This is a genomic window from Mycobacterium sp. 852002-40037_SCH5390672, assembly GCF_001665875.1.
In the GTDB taxonomy this organism is placed as follows: domain Bacteria; phylum Actinomycetota; class Actinomycetes; order Mycobacteriales; family Mycobacteriaceae; genus Mycobacterium.
In genome coordinates this window covers 18594-38276 of record NZ_LZTA01000079.1, presented here as the reverse complement: position 1 = coordinate 38276, position 19683 = coordinate 18594, and the positions used below count along the sequence as shown (strand labels likewise).

Genomic DNA, 19683 nt, shown 5'->3' with positions numbered 1-19683 from the left:
GGGGCGGCCGCTACTGGCCCGGTCGACCGTACGAGGAGACTTGGAAAAATGCTCAGTGTTGCCACGCGCGACGAGCTGGCTGCCGACTTGGCGCAAGCCGAGCGGAGCGGCGAGCCGATCGCCCCGCTAACGGCCGCCTATCCGGATATCGACGTCGTCGACGCCTACGAGATTCAGCTGATCAACATCCGCCAGCGAGTCGCGGAGGGGGCTCGGGTGCTGGGACACAAGGTGGGGCTGTCGTCGTTGGCGATCCAGCAAATGATGGGCGTCGACGAGCCGGACTACGGACATCTGCTCGACGAGATGCAGTTGTTCGAAGACACCCCGGTCAAGGCCAACCGCTACCTGTACCCCCGGGTCGAGGTTGAGGTGGGTTTCGTCCTGAACGCGGACCTGCCGGGAGCCGGCTGCACCGAGGACGACGTGTTGGCGGCCACCGAAGCGTTGGTGCCGTCCATCGAGCTGATCGATACCCGGATCACCAACTGGAAGATCGAGCTGTGCGACACCATCGCCGACAACGCCTCGTCGGCGGGTTTCGTGCTCGGTGAGGCGCGCGTTTCGCCCCGCGACATCGACGTCAAGGGGATCGATGCGGTGTTGCGCTGCAACGGTGAAGTCGTCGCGGAAGGCCGTACCGACGCGGTGCTGGGCAACCCGGTGACCGCGGTGGCGTGGCTGGCCCGCAAGGTGGACGGCTTCGGCGTGCGGTTACGCAAGGGCGACGTGGTGCTGCCCGGGTCGTGCACGCGGGCGATCGATGCGCACCCCGGCGACAACTTCGTCGCCGACTTCGCGGGCCTCGGTTCGGTCCGATTGTCTTTCGAGTAAGGAGCATCATGCCGACTAAGGCAACTGTGGCCATTGTCGGGTCGGGGAACATCAGCACTGACCTGCTCTACAAGCTGCTGCGATCGGACTGGCTGGAACCGCGCTGGATGGTGGGCATCGACCCCGACAGCGAGGGCTTGGCCCGGGCCCGCAAGCTCGGGTTGGAGACCACCCACGAGGGTGTCGACTGGTTGTTGGCGCAGCCGGAGAAGCCCGACCTGGTGTTCGAGGCGACCAGCGCCTACGTGCACCGTGACGCGGCCCCCAAGTACGAGGCCGCCGGGATCCGGGCCATCGACCTGACGCCGGCCGCGGTGGGTCCGGCGGTGATCCCGCCGGCCAATCTGCGCCAGCACCTGGACGCACCGAACGTCAACATGATCACCTGCGGTGGGCAGGCGACCATCCCGATCGTCTACGCCGTGTCACGCGCCGTCGCCGACATCGGTGGCGTGCCCTACGCCGAGATCGTCGCCTCGGTCGCGTCGCTCTCGGCCGGCCCCGGCACCCGGGCCAACATCGACGAGTTCACCAAGACGACCAGTAGGGGCGTGGAGGCCATCGGCGGCGCCAAGCGCGGCAAGGCGATCATCATCCTGAACCCCGCCGACCCGCCGATGATCATGCGCGACACCATCTTCTGCGCCATCCCGGAGGACGCCGACCGGGACGCGATCGCCAAGTCCATCCACGACGTGGTGGCCGAGGTGCAGACCTATGTGCCGGGTTACCGGCTGCTCAACGAGCCCCAGTTCGACGACCCGTCGATCAACTCCGGCGGCCAGGCCCTGGTCACCACCTTCGTTGAGGTCGAGGGCGCCGGCGATTACCTGCCCCCGTATGCGGGCAACCTGGACATCATGACCGCCGCGGCGACCAAGGTCGGCGAGGAGATCGCCAAGGAGTCATTGAGCGCGACGGCCGGAGGAGCGCAGTCATGAGCACTCAGGAGATTTTCTTCAACCCGATCTGGGACGTCCGGATGACGGACACGTCGTTGCGCGACGGCTCCCATCACAAGCGTCACCAATTCACCACCGACGAGGTCGGCGCCATCGTGGCCGCCCTGGACGCCGCGGGAGTGCCCGTCATCGAGGTCACCCACGGCGACGGCCTGGGCGGCTCGAGCTTCAACTACGGGTTCTCCAAGACCCCCGAGCAGGAGCTGATCAAGCTCGCCGCCGAGACCGCCAAAGAAGCCAAGATCGCCTTCTTGATGCTGCCCGGCGTCGGCACCAAGGAAGACATCAAAGAGGCCCAGAACAACGGCGGCTCGATCTGCCGCATCGCCACGCACTGCACCGAGGCCGACGTGTCGATCCAGCACTTCGGCCTGGCCCGCGAACTCGGCCTGGAAACCGTCGGGTTCCTGATGATGAGCCACACCATCTCCCCGGAGAAGCTGGCCGCCCAGGCCCGCATCATGGCCGACGCGGGCTGCCAGTGCGTCTACGTGGTCGATTCGGCCGGCGCGCTGGTCCTCGAGGGTGTGCGTGACCGGGTCGCGGCGCTGGTCGCCGAGCTCGGCGACGACGCTCAGGTCGGCTTCCACGGCCATGAGAACCTCGGGCTCGGGGTGGCCAACAGCGTCGAGGCCGTCCGGGCGGGCGCCAAGCAGATCGACGGCTCCTGCCGCCGGTTCGGCGCCGGCGCCGGCAACGCGCCCGTCGAGGCGTTGATCGGGGTGTTCGACAAGATCGGCGTGAAGACCGGGATCGACTTCTTCGACATCGCCGACGCCGCCGAAGAGGTGGTCGCCCCGGCCATGCCCGCCGAATGCCTGCTCGACCGCAACGCCCTGATCATGGGTTATTCCGGCGTGTACTCGAGCTTCCTCAAGCACGCCATCCGCCAGGGTGAGCGCTACGGCGTCCCGGCGCATGAGCTGCTGCACCGCGCCGGTCAGCGCAAACTCATCGGTGGCCAGGAAGACCAGCTCATCGACATCGCGCTGGAGATCAAGCGCGAGCAGGAAAGCGGCGCCGCCCAGCGGTGACCCGCCGCGTCGGCTACGGCACGCAGAGGCGGCGCAAAGGTGCCGCGAGTAATCTGGCGCGTATGAGCACATCCAACACAGTCGGCGCCCGTCGCCGTGGGCTGTACGGCCTGCTCGCCGGGGGGTTAATGGCCGCGACCGCCGCAACGGTGATCGCGCTACCCGTCGCGGGCATAGCCAGCGCGGATCCGCAATGCAATCAGGACGTGGGTTCATCCATCGACTCGTACCTGCAGAAGCATCCCGACCTGCACCAGCAACTGCAGGCCAAGGCTTCGGCCGATGGCGGCAACGGCAACGTCATGGACTACCTGAACCGGCATCCGGACGTCCGCCAGCACCTGATCGACCTTTCCCACTCGTGCCCACCCTAGTGAGTCGGCGTCGTCTCTGAACGCTGTGGCCACGCGGGGGAATGTTCGCCATTGACGAAAAAGTAGAACACGTTCTAGCGTCTAGGCGTGTTCTCTGACTCCCTCACCGAAGCCATCGCCGAATCCGAAAAGCTGGTGGCCGCGGCGCCTCACATCGAGACCGAAGCCGACCTGCTGGAAGGGCTGCAGTACCTGGCCGGCTGCATCGCCGGCTGCATGCACCTGTCGTTCGACTACGACCGCGACCATCCTTTCCTGCAGTCGGGCACCGGTCCGTTCACCAAGATGGGCCTGGACAACCCGGACACGCTCTACTTCGGCACGCGAGTGCACGCCAATCACGACTACGTCGTCACCGGCCGGCGCGGCACCACCACCGACCTGAGTTTTCAGCTGCTCGGCGGTGAGTACACCGACGACAACGTGCCCGCCAGCCAAGCTGCGTTCGACGACCGGGAGCTGCAGATCGGGCCCGACGGCAGCTTCGAGTGGCGGGTGCGGCCGACCAGCCCGGGGCAACTGGTCATCCGCGAGGTGTACGGGGACTGGGCGGCGCAGCGCGGCACGCTGGCCATCTCCCGGCTGGACACCGCGGGCACCGCGCCGCCGCCGCTGACTCGCGAAACCATCGAAAAGCGTTATGCCACAGCCGGAAAGCAGCTTGTAAACCGGGTAAAGACGTGGCTGCAGTTCCCGCAGTGGTTCTACTTCCCCATCCCGGTCAACACGATGGTCGCTCCCCGTCTGACGCCCGGCGGACTGGCGACCCAGTACTCGTCGGTGGGGCATTACGAGTTGCGGCCCGACCAGGCGCTGGTGATCACCATCCCGGTCACGGATGCGCCCTACCTCGGCTTCCAGCTGGGCAGCCTGTGGTACATCTCGCTGGACTACATCAACCACCAGACTTCGCTGAACAACACTCAGGCGCAAGCGGATCCGGACGGCAAGGTGCGCATCGTCGTCGCCGACCAGAACCCGGGCGTGACCAACTGGGCGGAAACCCTCGGGCATCGCAAGGGCATCCTGCAGTTCCGCTGGCAACGAGTGTCGCGTGAACTTACCGAAGCCGACGGTCCTAACGTCGAGCTGGTCGACATCGACGCCATCGGCGCCACGTTGCCGTACTTCGAGCACAACAAGATTTCCGACGACGATTGGCGCGCGCGAATCGCCCTGCGCCAACAACAAATTGCGGCAAGGATGCTGGGGTGACGATGTCAGGGATGCTCAACGACAAGGTAGTGATCATCAGTGGCGTCGGTCCGGGCCTCGGTACCACGCTGGCGCAACGATGTGCCGACAGCGGTGCCGACCTGGTGCTGGCGGCACGTACCGTCGAGCGGCTGGACGAGGTCGCCAAGCGGATCAATGACTCCGGCCGCAGGGCCTTGGCGGTGCGCACCGACATCACTGACGACGACGAGGTCGCCTACCTGGTCGAGACCACCATGGCCACCTACGGCAAGGTCGATGTGCTGATCAACAACGCGTTTCGGGTGCCGTCGATGAAGCCGTTGGCCGGCACCAGCTTTCAGCACATCCGTGACGCGATCGAGCTCAGCGCGCTGGGCGCGCTGCGACTCGTCCAGGCCTTCACGCCCGCGCTGGAGACGTCGCACGGATCGATCGTCAACGTCAACTCCATGGTGCTGCGTCACTCGCAAGCTAAATACGGCGCCTACAAGATGGCCAAGTCCGCGCTGCTCGCCATGTCGCAATCGCTGGCCACCGAGTTGGGCGACAAGGGCATCAGGGTCAATTCCGTTGCACCGGGCTACATCTGGGGCGACACATTACAGGCCTATTTCGAGCATCAGGCGGGCAAGTACGGCACCACGGTCGAGGAGATCTACGCGGCCACTGCGGCGAACTCCGACCTCAAGCGCTTGCCCACCGAGGAAGAAGTGGCGTCGGCCATCCTGTTCCTGGCCAGCGATCTGTCCAGCGGCATCACCGGGCAGACCCTGGACGTCAACTGCGGGGAGTATCACGTCTAATGACGTCGCTAACGATGCAGAGCGCAGCGATGAGGAGGAGGCGGCGCGACAATGAGTGATCGCACCGATATCGGAACCGTTGAGGAGCTGCACGCATCGGCCACCAAGCTGACCGGGCTCGACGACTTCGGCGCCGACGACGACAACTATCGCGAAGCGCTGCAAGTGCTGCTGGACTCCTACCGGACCGAAGCCGGGCTTACGGTGTTGGGCAGCAAGATGAATCGCTTCTTCCTGCGCGGTGCGCTGGTTGCGCGATTGCTGTCCGAGGCCGCCTGGAAGCAGTACCCGCAGTACGCCGACGTCGTCATCGAACGGCCCATCTTCGTCACCGGTCTGGTGCGCACCGGAACCACGGCGCTGCACCGCCTTTTGGGCGCCGATCCCACGCATCAGGGTCTGCACATGTGGCTGGCCGAGTTTCCCCAGCCGCGTCCGCCGCGCGAGACCTGGGAGTCGCACCCGCTGTATCGACAGCTCGATGCGCAATTCACCCAGCACCACCAGGAAAACCCCGGCTACACCGGGTTGCATTTCATGGCCGCCTACGAGCTGGAGGAGTGCTGGCAGCTGCTGCGGCAGTCGCTGCATTCGGTGTCCTACGAAACGTTGGCGCACCTGCCGAGCTACGCGCAGTGGCTCTCGGAGCAGGACTGGACTCCGTCATATCAGCGGCACCGCCGCAATCTGCAGCTGATCGGGCTCAACGATGCCGACAAACGGTGGGTGCTGAAGAATCCCAGCCACCTGTTCGCATTGGACGCGTTGATGGCGACCTATCCCGACGCGTTGGTGATCCAGACTCATCGTCCGGTCGAAACGATCATGGCCTCGATGTGCTCGCTGGCGCAGCACACCGCAGAGGGATGGTCGACGTCGTTCACCGGGGCCCAAATCGGCGCTGACGCAATGGAAACCTGGTCGCGAGGGCTGCAGCGGTTCAACACCGCGCGGGCCAGATACAGCCCGGCCCAGTTCTACGACGTCGACTACAAGGAATTGATCGCCGACCCGATGGGCATTGTGGCCGACATCTACCGGCACTTCGGTATGACGCTCACCGACGAGGCTAGGGCTGCGATGGAAAAGTCCCATGCCGACAGCCAGTCCGGCGAGCGGGCACCGAAGCACACCTACTCGCTGGCCGACTATGGTCTGAGCACCGAGGCGGTCAAGGAGCGATTCGCGGGTCTGTAAGTCACAAGCGCCACAGGGGTTTCCGTGTCGGTGGGCACACCTTTTGCCCGCCTTTGAGCGACAAAGTCACGACCCTCCCCGGCGCGCCACGGTTGTCGCTCAAAGGTGGGCAAACACCACAGTGCTCCCCGGCGGGCCAAGCCGGGCCGGGCGGACTTAGCCGGGCCGGGCTAAGCCGAGCCGAACCGGGCGCGCACCGAGCCCGCCCTGGGCGCGGACCCACGTTGCCGTTGCGCCGGCGCTCAGTCTTCGTCCGAATCGTCGTCGAGGTAGCCCTCGGCGACCGCATGCTCAATGCTGTCAGCGAGTTTGGGGCACGACCGGATGCGTGCGGTATCGCCCCCCGATTCGCGCACCTCGGTGAAGTGCGCGCAGCGCTGCCACGCTTCGGTGTTCCATTGCACCGCGGTATGGCCAGGCCCGAGCCTGCGAACGGTGACCCGTACGTGGCAGAACCGGCAGTCCACCGGCAGCAGACCCGAGTTGAGGTAGCGTTCGCGGTCGGCGCGACTGGCATCGGCAACCGCCGCGGCGCGCTGCGGATCATCGGCGAAATCTCTTGATTTCGACGTTAAACGAGACCGAGCTCCGCCCTTGCGCCCGGAACCGGCCGGCTGCTGCTCGTCGTGGTCGTGATGATCGCCGTGCAGCAACAACATCGACCGCGCAAGCTGATCGACGTCCGGTACTGCCGGCTGATCGTCGCCCATGATTCCTAGTGTTGCTTGGCCGGCACGTCGTCGGTGACCGCCTCGTCCGCCTCGGAGTCCTTGGCCTTGAGGTTTTCCTCGACCTCGGCATTCCAGTACTCGTTGGCGCGGGTGGTGTCCACTTCGATCTCGAAGCGCTCCACCATTTCCGGCTCGATGTCGGCGACGTCGACGTAGAACTGCTGATACCAGCGGCGCAGCTGGTAGACAGCGCCGTCCTCTTCGACCAGCAGCGGATTGTCGATGCGGGTCTTGTGTTTCCAGATCTCGACGTCCTGCAGGAAGCCCTTGCTGACACCCTCGGTGAACACCTTGGACAGCTTGTCGGTCATCTTTTCGTCCATGCCCTTGGGCTTTTCGACGATGACGCCCCACTGCAGCACGAACGAGTTCTGGGTCACCGGGTAGTGGCAGTTGATCAGGATCGACTCGGCCTTGTAGCCGCCGTAGCTGTTGTGCAGCCAGTTGATCATGAACGACGGCCCGAAGTAGGACGCCTCGGAATCCAGGTGTGCCTCACCGTAAGAGGTGCCGAGATCATTGACGTCGGGTCGGCCCACGTTGTGCAGGTACTGCGACGCGATGTGACCTTCGAAGACGTTCTTGAAGTACGTCGGCAACCCGAAATGGATGTAGAAGAAGTGCGCCATGTCGGTGACGTTGTCGATGATGTCGCGGCAGTTGGACCCCTCGATGAGGAGGCTGTTCCACCGCCACTCGGTCCACTCGTCGCTGTGGGATTCCGGAATATCGGGAATCTGGACGGCGGGATCCGGGGGATTGTTCTCGTGGTCGTGCCACACGAACAGCAGGCCGCCACGCACGTCGGTCGCCCACGACCGGGTGCGCGCCGTCTTGGGCGTGCGCTTGGCGTAGGGCACCAACTTGCACCGGCCATCCCCGCCCCAGCGCCAGTCGTGGAACGGGCAGGCCACCTCGTCGCCTTTGATGGTGCCCTCGGACAGGTCGCCACCCATGTGGCGGCAGTAGCCGTCGAGCACCTTCAGGTCGCCCTGCGAGTCGGCGAAGACCACCAGCTTGCTGCCGAAAGCCTCAATCGAATGCGGCTTACCGTCCCGGAAGTCCTTTGCGACGCCCAGGCAGTGCCAGCCGCGGGCGTACCTGGTCGGCAATGCGCCGGGATCGATCTCCCGGATGCCGACCGCCTTGGTGTCGGTACTCACCTGGTCACCTCCAACTCACTGGGCCTCTAACTAGAACACGTTACAGTTTTTTGCCGGGGGCGCGCAACGACGGCGAGTCTGCCTGGGATATCCCGCGACGTATGCGGTCTCAAGGTATATCTAAACGATGCCGCTGTTTGCGTTCGAGGGCCGCGCGCCACGGGTCGATCCCACCGCTTTCGTCGCGCCGACAGCCACTCTGATCGGCGACGTTGTGGTGGAGGCGGGGGCCTCGGTCTGGTTCAACGCCGTGTTGCGCGGCGACTACGGGCCCATCGTGGTGCGCGAGGGCGCCAATGTCCAAGACGGGTCGGTTTTGCACGCGCCACCCGGTATCCCGGTCGATATCGGCCCCGGCGCGACGGTGGCGCACCTGTGCGTCATTCACGGGGTCCACGTCGGGCCTGAGGCGTTGATCGCGAACCACGCCACCGTGCTGGACGGTGCGGTGATCGGCGCGCGCAGCCTGGTCGCCGCGCATTCACTGGTGACGGCCGGCACCCAGATTCCGCCCGGGATGCTGGCCGTCGGCGCGCCGGCGCAGATCAAGGGCCCGGTCGCCGGGACCGGCGCCGAGATGTGGGTCAAGGTGAACCCGCAGGCCTACCGCGATCTTGCTCAGCGGCACCTGGCCGGGCTGGATCCGATCTAGACCTTGCGCGTGTTGGCCGCCGCGCGCTCCATCTCCCAGTAGGCGCGCAGGGCCACCATCTTGCCCTCGTCGTTGACCTTGTAGGTGAACACGCCTTCGGCGGTCGTCTGGTACTCGCCCGTCGTGATGAGGATGTGCCCGACGTTGGCTTCCTCGTTTCCGCACTGATACGTGTCGCGGAAGAAGAACTCGATCTTCGTGGTGGGGGCGATCGCCTTGTCCCAAAAGGCCGAGATCGCGTTGCGTCCACGGTGCCCGAGGCCTTCGGGGTCGAATACCGAGGGCCCGATCGGGTCTTCGACGACGGCGTCGTCGGCGAACACCGCCAGCCACGCATCCTTGTCCCGGGCCGCCACCGCCTCGCGGGAGCGGCGGCCGGCCTCGTGCGCGGGATGCTCGCTCACGCATCTACCTTCTGGGCCGCGGGCTTTTCGGCGCCCACCACCCACATCGAGTAGTACTGGGAGCCACCGCCGTACGCGTGTCCCAAGGCCTTTCGCGCGTTCGGCACCTGGTGGTCGCCACCCTTGCCCATTACCTGGATCGCCGCCTCGGCGAAGCGAATCAGGCCCGAGGCGCCGATCGGGTTCGACGACAACACGCCGCCCGACGGGTTCACCGGCAGGCGGCCGCCGATCTTGGTCTCGCCGGCTTCGGTGAGTTTCCAGCCTTCACCCTCGGCGGCAAAACCCAGGTTTTCCAACCACATCGGTTCGAACCAGGAGAACGGCACGTAGATTTCGGCGGCATCGATCTCGTCGATGGGGCTCTCGATGCCGGCCGCCTTCCACAGTGCAGCGGCCGCGTCGCGGCCGGCCTGCGGGCTGACCTGGTCGCGTCCGGAGAACTGCAGCGGCTCGGTGCGCAATGCGGTGGCATGGATCCATGCCACCGGATGTCCTTGCGCCAAGCGGGCTTCGGCGGCCTCCTCGTTACCGATCACGACGGCGGCCGCACCGTCGGACGACGGGCACGTCTCGTCGTAGCGGATCGGGTCCCACAGCATCGGCGACGCCATCACCTTTTCCACGGTGATGTCGGGTTGGTGGAGGTGCGCCAGGGGGTTCTTGCTGCCGTTGAGCCGGTCCTTGACCGCGACGATGGCCCCGATGTTCGTCGGCGCGCCGGATCGACGGATGTACGAACGCACGTGCGGGGCGAAGTACCCACCCGCGCCGGCACCGACCGGTTTGATGAAGGGGATCGGAATTGACAACGCCCACATCGCGTTTGATTCCGATTGCTTTTCCCAGGCCATCGCCAGCACGCGACGGTATTTGCCGGACTGCACCAGGCTGGCGGCCACCACCCCGGTGGACCCGCCGACCGATCCGGCGGTGTGCACCCGGATCAGTGGCTTGCCCGTGGCGCCCATGGCGTCGGCCATGAACAGCTCGGGCATCATCACGCCCTCGAAAAAGTCTGGCGCCTTGCCGACCACGACGGCGTCGATGTCGTCGAAGGTGCTGCCGGAGTCGGCCAGCGCCCGATCGATCGCCTCGCGCACCATGCCGTTCATCGAAACGTCTTGGCGTTTGGCGACGTACTTCGTTTGTCCGGTACCTAGTACCGCAGCAACGTTTGGCCCTGCACCGGCCATCAGTTCTTTCCTTCCATCACCGCGACCAGGTTCTGTTGTAGCGCCGGCCCGCTGGTGGCGTGCGCAAGCACGCGCTCAGCCGAGCCGTTCCAGATGTGTTGTGCTGCAAAGCCGATGCGTTCGAGACCGGCGACGAACATGGGATTGGCCGCCAGTGCGCCGCCGGACGGATTGACCTTGGTCGGTCCCGGTATCCGGAGGGCTTCCTCGATGATCAGGTGCTGGTGGGTGAAGGGCGCGCAGATCTCGGCCACGTCCAGGTTGTTGTTCCGGCCGCCCGTGGCCACGAGGGCCGCGGCCATGGTCGACGGGGACTCGGTGAGGTCACGCGCACCCAGCGACGGTGTTTCGATACGGTGCTCGATTCCGGTGATCCAGGCGGGGTTTTCGCGCAGCTCGCGCGCCCGGTCGCCGGCCGCGAGCACGATGGCCGCGGCACCGTCGGTGATCGGTGCAATGTCGTGACGCCGCAGCGGGTCGGCGAAGAACGGCCGCTCGAGCAATTCGGCCACGGTGATCGACCCCTCGACATTGTCCACCCGGCGCGCATTAGCGAAGGAATCGAAGGCCACCCGCGCCATCTGCTCCTCGGTCCACTTGCCGGCGTCGAGCCCGATGCGCGCCTGCAGCCCGGCCATCGAGATCGAATCGGGCCACAAGGGGGCGACCGTATAGGGGTCGGTCTGTCGCGTCAGGATTTGACGCAGGATCCCGGCCGAGGACTTGCCGAAGCCGTACACCAGTGCGGTGTCGACCTCGCCGGTCAGGATTTTGATGTAGGCCTCGTAAAGCGCCCAGGCGGCGTCCATTTCGACGTGTGACTCGTTGATCGGCGGAACGGCACCAATCGAATCGATCGCCGAGATGAACGAAAATGCCCGTCCGGCAAGGTAATCGGATGATCCGGAACACCAGAAGCCGATGTCGGTCCTGCCGATGCCCAGCTCCTCATACAGCTGGGCGAAGCACGGTATTAACATCTCGACACCGTTGGTGGTGCCGTCGGTGCGGCGGACGTGTGGGGCGTGGGCAAAGCCGACTACCGCAACGTTGCGAGCGCTCATGTGCAGGTAAGCCCTTTACAGGTGGTGCTTGTAGGTGTCGTACTCGGCGTCGGGTTCCCCCGTCGGCCGGAAGTACTCGATGTTGTCGATGCCAAATCCCCACTCCTCACGGGGTTTCCACACCGCCTCGACGCGCATACCCATCCGTACTTCGTGGGCGTCGATGTCGGCGACCAGATGCAGGAACGGGATGTCGGCTCCGTCGAGCAGCACGTAGGCAGCCACATAGGGCGGCTTGATGCGCTGACCCTGGAACGGGATGTTGATGATCGCGAACGTCGTGACCGTGCCTTTGTCCGGCAACTCCACGAACTCGGTCGTCGGCTGGCCGGTGGCCGGGTCCGCGCCGTGCGGCGGGAAGTAGACCTTTCCGTTCTCGCCGGTGCGCGCGCCCAGCAGCTTCCCCTGCGAGATGGCGCGCAGGTATGCGCTCTCCTCGTGCGAGGCGGTGTGCTGGATGGTCAGCGAGACCGGCGTGACGATCATGGTCACCGGGTCTTTGCTGCCGTCCGACTGCTCGGTCACGGCTTCGGCTTCCTCGCCGAGCGCGAAATACGCGATGTCGGTGATGGCGCCCACCGGCTCGTCGACCCAGTGCACATGCACCCGGCTACCGGTCCTGATGGCGGAAGGGCCCGCGGCTCCAACATCAACGGCATGGATCAACGGGGTGTCGGCGCCGTCGAGCTTGATCAGTGCCCAGGCGAACGGCCGGTCCAGCGGCTGACCCTCCAGGGGGTCGGGCTGCCAGGCCCACGAGACAACGGTGCCGACGCTGGACACCGGTACCATCTCGCCCAGCGGCTCATAGGTGACCGGGTCATACTCCGCCGGCGGCACATGCACCCGACCATCCGATCCGCGCACACCCAGGATGTGGCGGTCGCGCAGCGCGGTGAAGAACTTGCCGAGCGTGGGGCCGACTGAACGGGTGTAGTCGAAGGACAACGTCAGTGGCGCGGCGAGCGGTGGCTCAGGGTGATCCATCAGGGGCGGGCTACTCGAGCTGGCTGTCACGCCATCGAGTAGAACAGGTTCTAAGAACGGATTCAACATCGGGTGGGCGACGGAAGGGCCAGACGATGAAGCTGGGATTGCAGCTGGGATATTGGGGCGCTCAGCCGCCGCAGAACCACGGCGAGCTCGTCGCCACGGCCGAGGAGGCCGGCTACGACGCCGTCTTCACCGCCGAGGCGTGGGGATCCGACGCCTATACGCCGCTGGCGTGGTTGGGTTCGTCGACGTCGCGGGTGCGGCTGGGCACCTCGGTGGTTCAGCTGTCCGCCCGCACCCCGACAGCCTGCGCGATGGCGGCTTTGACGCTCGACCACCTGTCCGGCGGGCGGCACATCCTCGGCCTGGGCGTCTCCGGCCCGCAGGTGGTCGAGGGCTGGTACGGCCAATCATTCCCCAAGCCGCTGGCCCGCACCCGCGAATACATCGACATCATCCGGCAGGTGTGGGCGCGGCAGGCGCCGGTGACCAGCGCCGGGCCGCACTACCCGCTGCCGTTCTCCGGTGAGCGCGCAACGGGACTGGGCAAGCCGCTCAAGCCCATTACCCATCCGCTGCGGGCCGACATCCCGATCATGCTGGGCGCCGAGGGGCCGAAGAACGTCGCGCTGGCCGCCGAGATCTGCGACGGTTGGCTGCCGATCTTCTACACGCCGCGCATGGCCGACACCTACAACGAGTGGCTGGACGAGGGGTTCGCCCGCCCGGGCGCACGCCGGCGCCGCGAGGACTTCGAGATCTGCGCGACGGCCAACATCGTCATCACCGAGGACCGCAGCGCCGCGTTCGCGGCCATGAAGCCCTACATCGCGCTCTACATGGGCGGGATGGGTGCGGAGGACACCAACTTCCACGCCGATGTCTACCGCCGGATGGGCTACGCCGAGGTGGTCGACGACGTGACAAAACTGTTCCGCAGCAACCAGAAGGACAAGGCCGCGGAGATCATCCCCGACGAGGTGATCGACGACGCCGCGATCGTCGGCGACATCGACTACGTGCGTAAGCAGATCAAGGCCTGGGAGGCCGCCGGCGTCACCATGATGGTGGTGTCCGGCCGCAGTACAGAGCAGGTCCGCGAGCTGGCGAGCCTGATCTGACAGTCAGGCACGACAAACTAGAACACGTTCTAATTTCCTTGCCAGCGGCTTAGAACGCGTTCTAGATTGTCCGGATGGCACGCCCGACGACGATGCAGAGCGCGACGCGCGATGAGGAGCCGGGCAATCGACACCGGCCGGGCCGGTCAGCCGAGCGGGTGGGCGTCGCCGAAAGTCATCTCGACGTGGCCGACGGATCCAGAGACCATCGCCCGCTTTGGCAGGCCCAGCGACGCCAGCTCCTTGGCGTAGGCGTGGTTGCCCAGTCGCAACGTCGCCCCGCCGAGCTGACCGCGCAGCCCGCGCACCCGCATCTCCCAGGGCACTTCCCGGGTGGTGCCGTCGGCAAAGGTATAGGTCTTGAGGACCTGCGGGCGCGACGTGAAGATCGAGGGCACCGGCAACCCCCGGGCGAAGTCGATGCCCGCGATGTGCGCGCCGTCGGCGCTGACGTCGAATCCGAACCGGCCGTGCTCGCGGACGGTGAAGTCCGCCATGATCTTCGGGAATCCCCAGATCGAGCGCCCCGCTTCCAGGGTGAAGCTCTGGTCGACGGGCAGGTGGTGGATGAACGCGGCCGCGTCACCGAGTGCCCGCCAGCCGCGTGCCGTCGAGCCGGGCGGGTTGACCATGACGGCGGTGCCGAATTCGTGGTACTGCCCCAAATCGCCGTCGATATAGCGGGCCAGCATCAGGTTCACCACCGCCCGGCCCGGGCGCTGCTGACAGACTTTCAGGCCGCTGTAGTCGATAAGGCGTTGCGCCGCTTGCGCATCCACCGAAAACATCGCGGTGTGCACGTCCGCTTTTCGTATCCGCACCGGCATGGTGAGGACTGTTCCCGCAACTACGTGTTGTGACTCAGGCATGCCGGTTACTGTAATCCGCTCGTCAACATTTGGAGGCTGTAGATGACTTCGACCATCCCGGAAGCAATCTCGAACATCGACCTGGCAGACGGCAATTTCTACGCCGACCGTCACACCTCGCGCGAGGCATATCGCTGGATGCGCGCCAACCAGCCGGTGTTCCGGGATCGTAATGGCCTGGCCGGCGCCACCACCTATCAAGCCATCCTCGACGCCGAGCGCAATCCGGAACTGTTCTCCAGCACGGGCGGCATCCGCCCCGAACAGCCCGGCATGCCCTACATGATCGACATGGACGATCCCGCGCATCTGTTGCGGCGCAAGTTGGTCAACGCCGGCTTCACCCGCAAGCGGGTGAAGGAGAAGGAGCCGTCCATCGCCAAGCTGTGCGACACCCTGATCGACGCGGTGTGTGAGCGCGGCGAGTGTGACTTCGTCCGCGACATCGCCGCCCCGCTGCCGATGGCGGTGATCGGCGACATGCTGGGTGTGCTGCCCTCCGAACGCGGCATGCTGTTGAAGTGGTCCGACGACCTGGTGTGCGGGCTGAGCTCACACATCGACCCCACGTCGGCCGAATTCCAAACGGTGATGGAGGCTTTCGCCGCCTACACCGCTTTCACCATGGACATCATCGCCAAGCGGCGCGGCGAGCCCACCGAGGACCTGTTCTCCATCCTGGTGAACGCCGAGGTCGAGGGGCAACGGATGTCCGACGACGAGATCGTCATGGAGACGCTGCTCATCCTCATCGGCGGCGACGAAACCACCCGCCACACGCTCAGCGGTGGCACCGAGCAGCTGGTGCGCCACCGCGACCAGTGGGAGGCTCTGGTGCGCGATCCCTCGCTGCTTCCCGGTGCCATCGAGGAGATGCTGCGCTGGACCTCGCCGGTGAAGAACATGTGCAGAACCCTGACCGCCGACACCGAGTTTCACGGCACCGCACTGCGCGAGGGCGAGAAGATCATGCTGCTGTTCGAGTCGGGCAACTTCGACGAGTCGATGTTCGAAGAGCCGGACAAATTCGATATTCGGCGAAACCCCAACAGCCACATGGCTTTCGGGTTCGGCACGCACTTCTGCCTGGGGAACCAGCTGGCCCGCCTGGAGCTGTCGATGATGACCGAGCGGGTGCTCAAGCGGCTACCCGATCTCAGGCTGGCCGATGACGATTCGACCCTGCCGCTGCGGCCGGCGAACTTCGTCAGCGGCCTGGAAGCGATGCCGGTGGTGTTCACCCCGAGCGCGCCGCTGCTGAGCTGATTCGGGCTGTGCGGCTGCGGTCCTTGCGCCGAGCGTGCACTCACGGCGAGATTTCGGCGTATTTCTCGCCCTGAGTTCACCCTCGGCGTGACCATGCCGCCGCGACCCGACGCAGGATCCCGCCGGGAACGTCCTCCGCGGTTACTCGAACGACGATCCAGCCGAGCTCCGTGCCGGGAGCCACGTAGACGTCGGGGTGCAACGCGACGAATCGGCTCCGCAGTCGGTGCCGGGTCACCGTGCCGGCCGCGAGTGCCTCGCTACCGATGAAGGGTTCGCGCACGCAAGCAGTGTGGCGCTAAGGACTGACAGTGACGCCGAGCGTGACGTCAGGGTGACAAATCGACCGAAAAGCCGCCCTGAGATCACGCTCGGGCGAAGACGGGAGGCGGCCGGGGTCCCTCGGCGAAGAGGGAGGCGGTCCTGCGAGCCGGCGCGGCCCGACGACCGATCTAGCGGTTTTTGAAGTTGGGCTTGCGCTTCTCGGCGAACGCGCGGGGGCCTTCCTTGGAGTCCTCCGAGAGGAACACCGGGATGCCATTCGCGGTGTCGGGCTTGAACGCCTCTTCCTCGTGCATGCCCTCGGTCTCGCGGATCGTCTTGAGGATCGCCTGCACGGCGAGCGGGCCGTTGTTCTCGATGACCTCGGCGATTTCGAGCGCTTTGGTCAGCGCCTGGCCGTCGGGAACGACGTGGCCGATCAGACCCATCTCCTTGGCTTCGGCGGCGGTGATGTGCCGACCGGTCAGCAGCAGATCACAGGCCACGGTGTAGGGGATCTGGCGCACCAGTCGCACGGCGGATCCGCCCATCGGGTACAGGCTCCACTTGGCCTCCGAGATGCCGAATTTGGCACTCTCGCCGGCAACCCGGATGTCGGTGCCCTGCAGGATCTCGGTGCCCCCGGCGATGGCCGGGCCTTCCACGGCGGCGATGAGCGGCTTCTTGAGCCTGCGGCCCTTGAGCAGGGCGTCGATTCGCGACGGGTCGTAGCTGCCGTCCTTGAACGACTCACCCGGCGGCTTCTGGGTTGCTGCCTTGAGGTCCATGCCCGCGCAGAAGTAGCCACCAGCCCCGGTGAGGATGCAGCAGCGGATGTCGTCGTCGTTGTCGACACGGTCCCAGGCCTGGACCATGATTTCCATCATTTCCGTGCTCAAGGCGTTGCGGCGATGCGGCCGGTTCATGGTCACGATGAGGGTGTGACCGCGCTGTTCCACCAGCGCGTCGGCTTCAGCGCGCCCGGTTTCCCCGTTTTCGGTGTTTGCTGGAGTCCCGGCATTCTCCACGGTCACGGCTACCGCCTTTCCCTCGACAATGGGCACGAGCTTGCCTCGAAATGTAACACGTTCTAATTTGGTGGCCGTGGCCTTGAATATTGCTGATCTTGCAGAGCACGCCATTGACGCTGTGCCCGAGCGTGTCGCCCTGATCTGCGGCGACGAGAAGTTGACCTATGCCCAGCTAGAGGAGAAGGCCAACCGCCTGGCTCACTACCTGCTCGAGCAGGGGGTGAAAAAGGACGACAAGGTCGGGCTGTACTGCCGCAATCGCATCGAGATCGTCATCGCGATGCTCGGCATCATCAAGGCGGGCGCCATCCTGGTCAACGTCAACTACCGCTACGTCGAGGGCGAGCTGCGCTACCTGTTCGACAACTCCGACATGGTCGCGCTGGTGCACGAGCGCCAGTACTCCGGCCGCGTCGCCAACGTGCTGCCCGAGACGCCCAACGTCAAGACCATCCTGGTCGTCGAGGACGGCTCGGATGTTCCGGACGACGACTTCGGCCGCTACGGCGGCGTCGAGTTCTACTCGGCGATCGCACACAGCTCACCCGAGCGCGACTTCGGCCCGCGCAGCGCCGACGACATCTACCTGCTCTACACCGGCGGCACCACCGGCTTCCCGAAGGGCGTGATGTGGCGCCACGAGGACATCTATCGGGTGCTGCTCGGCGGAACCGACTTCGCCACAGGCGAATTCGTCAAGGACGAGTACGACCTGGCCAAGGCCGCCGCGGCCAGTCCGCCGATGGTCCGCCACCCGATTCCGCCGATGATCCACGGCGCCACCCAGTCGGCCACCTGGATGTCGATCTTCTCGGGCCAAACCACCGTGCTGGCACCGGAATTCAACGCCGACGAAGTCTGGCGCACGATTCACGACCACAAGGTGAACCTGCTGTTCTTCACCGGCGACGCCATGGCGCGGCCGCTGCTGGACGCGTTGCTGGCCCACCAGGACAAGGGCAACGAGTACGACCTGTCGTCACTGGTCCTGCTCGCCTCCACCGCGGCGCTGTTCTCACCCAGCATCAAGGAGAAACTCCTCGAGCTGCTGCCCAATCGGATCATCACCGACTCGATCGGATCTTCGGAGACCGGATTCGGAGGCACCAGCATCGTCGCCAAGGACGCACCGCACGCCGGTGGCCCGCGCGTGACGATCGACCACCGCACCGTCGTGCTCGACGAGGACGGCAACGAGGTCAAGCCCGGCTCCGGTGTGCGCGGCTTCATCGCCAAGAAGGGCAACATTCCCGTCGGCTACTACAAGGACGAGAAGAAGACCGCCGAGACGTTCAAGACCATCAACGGCGTGCGCTACGCGATCCCCGGCGACTTCGCGACGGTCGAGGAGGACGGCACCGTCACGATGCTGGGCCGTGGCTCGGTGTCGATCAACAGCGGCGGCGAGAAGATCTACCCCGAGGAGGTCGAGGCCGCGCTCAAGGGGCACCCCGACGTCTTCGACGCCCTGGTGGTCGGTGTGCCCGACCCCCGGTACGGCCAGCACGTCGCCGCCGTCGTAGCGCCGCGGCCGGGAACGCGGCCCGCGCTCTCGGAGCTGGACAGCTTCGTGCGCTCCGAGATCGCGGGATACAAAGTGCCGCGCAGCCTGTGGCTGGTCGACGAGGTCAAGCGGTCGCCCGCGGGCAAGCCCGACTACCGCTGGGCCAAGGAGCAGACCGAGGCCCGCCCGGCCGACGACGTACACGCCGCCCACGCGCCCGCGTGATGCGTTTTCAGCGCTAGGCCCGCCCCCCGTGTGACCGACTTCGTCAAGCACCGTTCGGGCGCGCCCGCCGGGTTCTTCGCGTGGGAAGCCGCAGGGCTGCAATGGCTTTCCGCCGTCGAGGGCGGCGTGCCGTGTGCGCAGGTCGTCTCCGTTGATGACGCGAGCCTGACGCTGCGGCGCCTGGACTCGGTGAGCCCCACCCCGGAGGCGGCGCGCACGTTCGGCAACCGACTGGCCGTCACGCACGACGCCGGCGCCCCGGCGTTCGGCGCCGCACCCCAGGGCTGGGACGGGCCGGGTTTTTTCGGACCGCTTTCGCAGCCCTTGCCGCTGTCGCTGCGCCGGCACCGGCACTGGGGTGAGTTCTACGCCGAGGAACGGCTGGCCCCGATGGCCGAACTCGCGGCCCGGAAGCTCGATCCCGCCACCCGCGAGGCCATCGATTCCGTTGCGGCGCGTTGCCGTGCGGGCGATTTCGACGACGACGACCGGCCGGCCCGACTGCACGGCGATTTGTGGAGCGGGAACGTGATGTGGACGCCCGACGGCGTGGTGCTCATCGACCCGGCCGCGCACGCCGGTCACCGCGAGACCGACCTGGCGATGCTCGCGCTGTTCGGCTGCCCGCAGTACGACGCCGTCATCGACGGCTACCAACAGGTGCGTCCGCTACGGCCCGGCTGGCGCAACCGCATCGGCCTGCACCAGCTCTTTCCGCTGCTGGTCCATGTCGTGCTGTTCGGCGGCGGGTACGCGCAGCAGACGCACGCCTGCGCGCGCGCCGCCCTGGGCATCTGAGCTC

The 19683-nt window shown here is 66.0% G+C and carries 20 protein-coding genes and 1 pseudogene; 12 read left to right on the top strand and 9 right to left on the bottom strand.

Annotated features, from left to right (window positions below; genetic code table 11):
* Positions 1-48: 48 nt before the first annotated feature.
* From A5782_RS13715 to A5782_RS13685, 7 genes are all read left to right on the top strand, one after another.
* Positions 49-834 (top strand): 2-keto-4-pentenoate hydratase, encoded by a 786-nt coding sequence (locus tag A5782_RS13715; RefSeq protein ID WP_067100591.1) that lies wholly within the window; start codon positions 49-51, stop codon positions 832-834.
* A gap of 8 nt (positions 835-842) precedes the next feature.
* Complete coding sequence (locus A5782_RS13710; RefSeq protein WP_067100588.1) at positions 843-1775, top strand: acetaldehyde dehydrogenase (acetylating); 933 nt, start codon at positions 843-845, stop codon at positions 1773-1775.
* A complete protein-coding gene (dmpG, locus tag A5782_RS13705) occupies positions 1772-2830 on the top strand; it encodes a 4-hydroxy-2-oxovalerate aldolase (protein ID WP_067100585.1) in 1059 nt (352 codons plus the stop codon). Before A5782_RS13710 ends, dmpG begins: the two co-directional genes overlap by 4 nt.
* A gap of 62 nt (positions 2831-2892) precedes the next feature.
* Entirely contained in the window at positions 2893-3204 is a 312-nt protein-coding gene (locus A5782_RS13700; protein WP_067100719.1) for a hypothetical protein, read from the top strand.
* Between the two features lie 87 nt (positions 3205-3291).
* The gene (locus tag A5782_RS13695; RefSeq protein ID WP_067100582.1) at positions 3292-4419 is read left to right on the top strand and encodes a hypothetical protein; all 1128 of its coding nucleotides are present in this window, start codon (positions 3292-3294) and stop codon (positions 4417-4419) included.
* A gap of 2 nt (positions 4420-4421) precedes the next feature.
* On the top strand, positions 4422-5204 hold the full coding sequence (locus A5782_RS13690) for an SDR family oxidoreductase (protein ID WP_067100578.1): 783 nt from the start codon (positions 4422-4424) through the stop codon (positions 5202-5204).
* Positions 5205-5255: 51 nt separating this feature from the next.
* Positions 5256-6401, top strand: coding sequence for a sulfotransferase (locus A5782_RS13685; protein ID WP_067100575.1), 1146 nt, complete (start codon positions 5256-5258; stop codon positions 6399-6401).
* 242 nt (positions 6402-6643) lie between these two features.
* Here the strand turns inward: A5782_RS13685 and A5782_RS13680 are convergent, their stop codons facing one another.
* Positions 6644-7111: a hypothetical protein gene (locus A5782_RS13680; protein ID WP_067100572.1), complete on the bottom strand. Its 468-nt coding sequence runs from the start codon at positions 7109-7111 to the stop codon at positions 6644-6646.
* Positions 7112-7116: 5 nt separating this feature from the next.
* Positions 7117-8295, bottom strand: coding sequence for a Rieske 2Fe-2S domain-containing protein (locus A5782_RS13675; RefSeq protein WP_067100568.1), 1179 nt, complete (start codon positions 8293-8295; stop codon positions 7117-7119).
* A 127-nt stretch (positions 8296-8422) separates the two neighbouring features.
* On the opposite strand from A5782_RS13675, the gene A5782_RS13670 reads away from it, so the two are divergent.
* Positions 8423-8947: a gamma carbonic anhydrase family protein gene (locus tag A5782_RS13670; protein WP_067100564.1), complete on the top strand. Its 525-nt coding sequence runs from the start codon at positions 8423-8425 to the stop codon at positions 8945-8947.
* Here A5782_RS13670 and A5782_RS13665 read toward each other — a convergent pair.
* From A5782_RS13665 to A5782_RS13650, 4 genes are read right to left on the bottom strand one after another with little or no spacing between them, the layout of a single operon-like run.
* Positions 8944-9351 (bottom strand): nuclear transport factor 2 family protein, encoded by a 408-nt coding sequence (locus A5782_RS13665; protein WP_067100561.1) that lies wholly within the window; start codon positions 9349-9351, stop codon positions 8944-8946. The genes A5782_RS13670 and A5782_RS13665 overlap by 4 nt on opposite strands.
* Complete coding sequence (locus tag A5782_RS13660) at positions 9348-10547, bottom strand: thiolase domain-containing protein (protein WP_067100558.1); 1200 nt, start codon at positions 10545-10547, stop codon at positions 9348-9350. The genes A5782_RS13665 and A5782_RS13660 overlap by 4 nt, the downstream gene beginning before the upstream one ends.
* Complete coding sequence (locus A5782_RS13655) at positions 10547-11611, bottom strand: thiolase domain-containing protein (protein WP_067100555.1); 1065 nt, start codon at positions 11609-11611, stop codon at positions 10547-10549. The genes A5782_RS13660 and A5782_RS13655 overlap by 1 nt, the downstream gene beginning before the upstream one ends.
* Positions 11612-11626: 15 nt before the next feature.
* Positions 11627-12628: a Zn-ribbon domain-containing OB-fold protein gene (locus A5782_RS13650; RefSeq protein WP_197694220.1), complete on the bottom strand. Its 1002-nt coding sequence runs from the start codon at positions 12626-12628 to the stop codon at positions 11627-11629.
* 65 nt (positions 12629-12693) lie between these two features.
* Between A5782_RS13650 and A5782_RS13645 the strand changes: the two genes are divergently transcribed.
* Positions 12694-13725 carry an LLM class F420-dependent oxidoreductase gene (locus A5782_RS13645; protein WP_067100549.1) on the top strand — a complete coding sequence of 344 codons (1032 nt, stop codon included), beginning with the start codon at positions 12694-12696 and terminating at the stop codon, positions 13723-13725.
* A gap of 146 nt (positions 13726-13871) precedes the next feature.
* On the opposite strand, the gene A5782_RS13640 is transcribed toward A5782_RS13645, so the two are convergent.
* Positions 13872-14594 (bottom strand): acetoacetate decarboxylase family protein, encoded by a 723-nt coding sequence (locus A5782_RS13640; RefSeq protein ID WP_067100546.1) that lies wholly within the window; start codon positions 14592-14594, stop codon positions 13872-13874.
* 42 nt (positions 14595-14636) lie between these two features.
* Between A5782_RS13640 and A5782_RS13635 the strand changes: the two genes are divergently transcribed.
* A complete protein-coding gene (locus A5782_RS13635) occupies positions 14637-15860 on the top strand; it encodes a cytochrome P450 (RefSeq protein WP_067100543.1) in 1224 nt (407 codons plus the stop codon).
* Between the two features lie 82 nt (positions 15861-15942).
* On the opposite strand, the pseudogene A5782_RS27285 reads toward A5782_RS13635, so the two are convergent.
* Positions 15943-16143, bottom strand: a pseudogene (locus A5782_RS27285) (hypothetical protein); the annotation flags it as partial.
* Positions 16144-16312: 169 nt separating this feature from the next.
* Entirely contained in the window at positions 16313-17149 is an 837-nt protein-coding gene (locus A5782_RS13625; RefSeq protein ID WP_082942921.1) for a crotonase/enoyl-CoA hydratase family protein, read from the bottom strand.
* Between the two features lie 70 nt (positions 17150-17219).
* On the opposite strand from A5782_RS13625, the gene A5782_RS13620 reads away from it, so the two are divergent.
* Together A5782_RS13620 and A5782_RS13615 are read left to right on the top strand one after the other, a co-directional pair.
* On the top strand, positions 17220-18881 hold the full coding sequence (locus tag A5782_RS13620) for an acyl-CoA synthetase (RefSeq protein WP_067100537.1): 1662 nt from the start codon (positions 17220-17222) through the stop codon (positions 18879-18881).
* 30 nt (positions 18882-18911) lie between these two features.
* Complete coding sequence (locus A5782_RS13615) at positions 18912-19679, top strand: fructosamine kinase family protein (protein WP_067100533.1); 768 nt, start codon at positions 18912-18914, stop codon at positions 19677-19679.
* Positions 19680-19683 lie beyond the last annotated feature (4 nt).

Coding starts and splice junctions, on each gene's coding strand:
- A5782_RS13685 (WP_067100575.1), top strand. CDS start 5,256: ATGAGTGATCGCACCGATATCGGAACCGTTGAGGAGCTGCACGCATCG.
- A5782_RS13635 (WP_067100543.1), top strand. CDS start 14,637: ATGACTTCGACCATCCCGGAAGCAATCTCGAACATCGACCTGGCAGAC.
- A5782_RS13710 (WP_067100588.1), top strand. CDS start 843: ATGCCGACTAAGGCAACTGTGGCCATTGTCGGGTCGGGGAACATCAGC.
- A5782_RS13715 (WP_067100591.1), top strand. CDS start 49: ATGCTCAGTGTTGCCACGCGCGACGAGCTGGCTGCCGACTTGGCGCAA.
- A5782_RS13660 (WP_067100558.1), bottom strand. CDS start 10,547: ATGGCCGGTGCAGGGCCAAACGTTGCTGCGGTACTAGGTACCGGACAA.
- A5782_RS13645 (WP_067100549.1), top strand. CDS start 12,694: ATGAAGCTGGGATTGCAGCTGGGATATTGGGGCGCTCAGCCGCCGCAG.
- A5782_RS13655 (WP_067100555.1), bottom strand. CDS start 11,611: ATGAGCGCTCGCAACGTTGCGGTAGTCGGCTTTGCCCACGCCCCACAC.
- dmpG (WP_067100585.1), top strand. CDS start 1,772: ATGAGCACTCAGGAGATTTTCTTCAACCCGATCTGGGACGTCCGGATG.
- A5782_RS13640 (WP_067100546.1), bottom strand. CDS start 14,594: ATGCCTGAGTCACAACACGTAGTTGCGGGAACAGTCCTCACCATGCCG.
- A5782_RS13670 (WP_067100564.1), top strand. CDS start 8,423: ATGCCGCTGTTTGCGTTCGAGGGCCGCGCGCCACGGGTCGATCCCACC.
- A5782_RS13680 (WP_067100572.1), bottom strand. CDS start 7,111: ATGGGCGACGATCAGCCGGCAGTACCGGACGTCGATCAGCTTGCGCGG.
- A5782_RS13690 (WP_067100578.1), top strand. CDS start 4,422: ATGTCAGGGATGCTCAACGACAAGGTAGTGATCATCAGTGGCGTCGGT.
- A5782_RS13700 (WP_067100719.1), top strand. CDS start 2,893: ATGAGCACATCCAACACAGTCGGCGCCCGTCGCCGTGGGCTGTACGGC.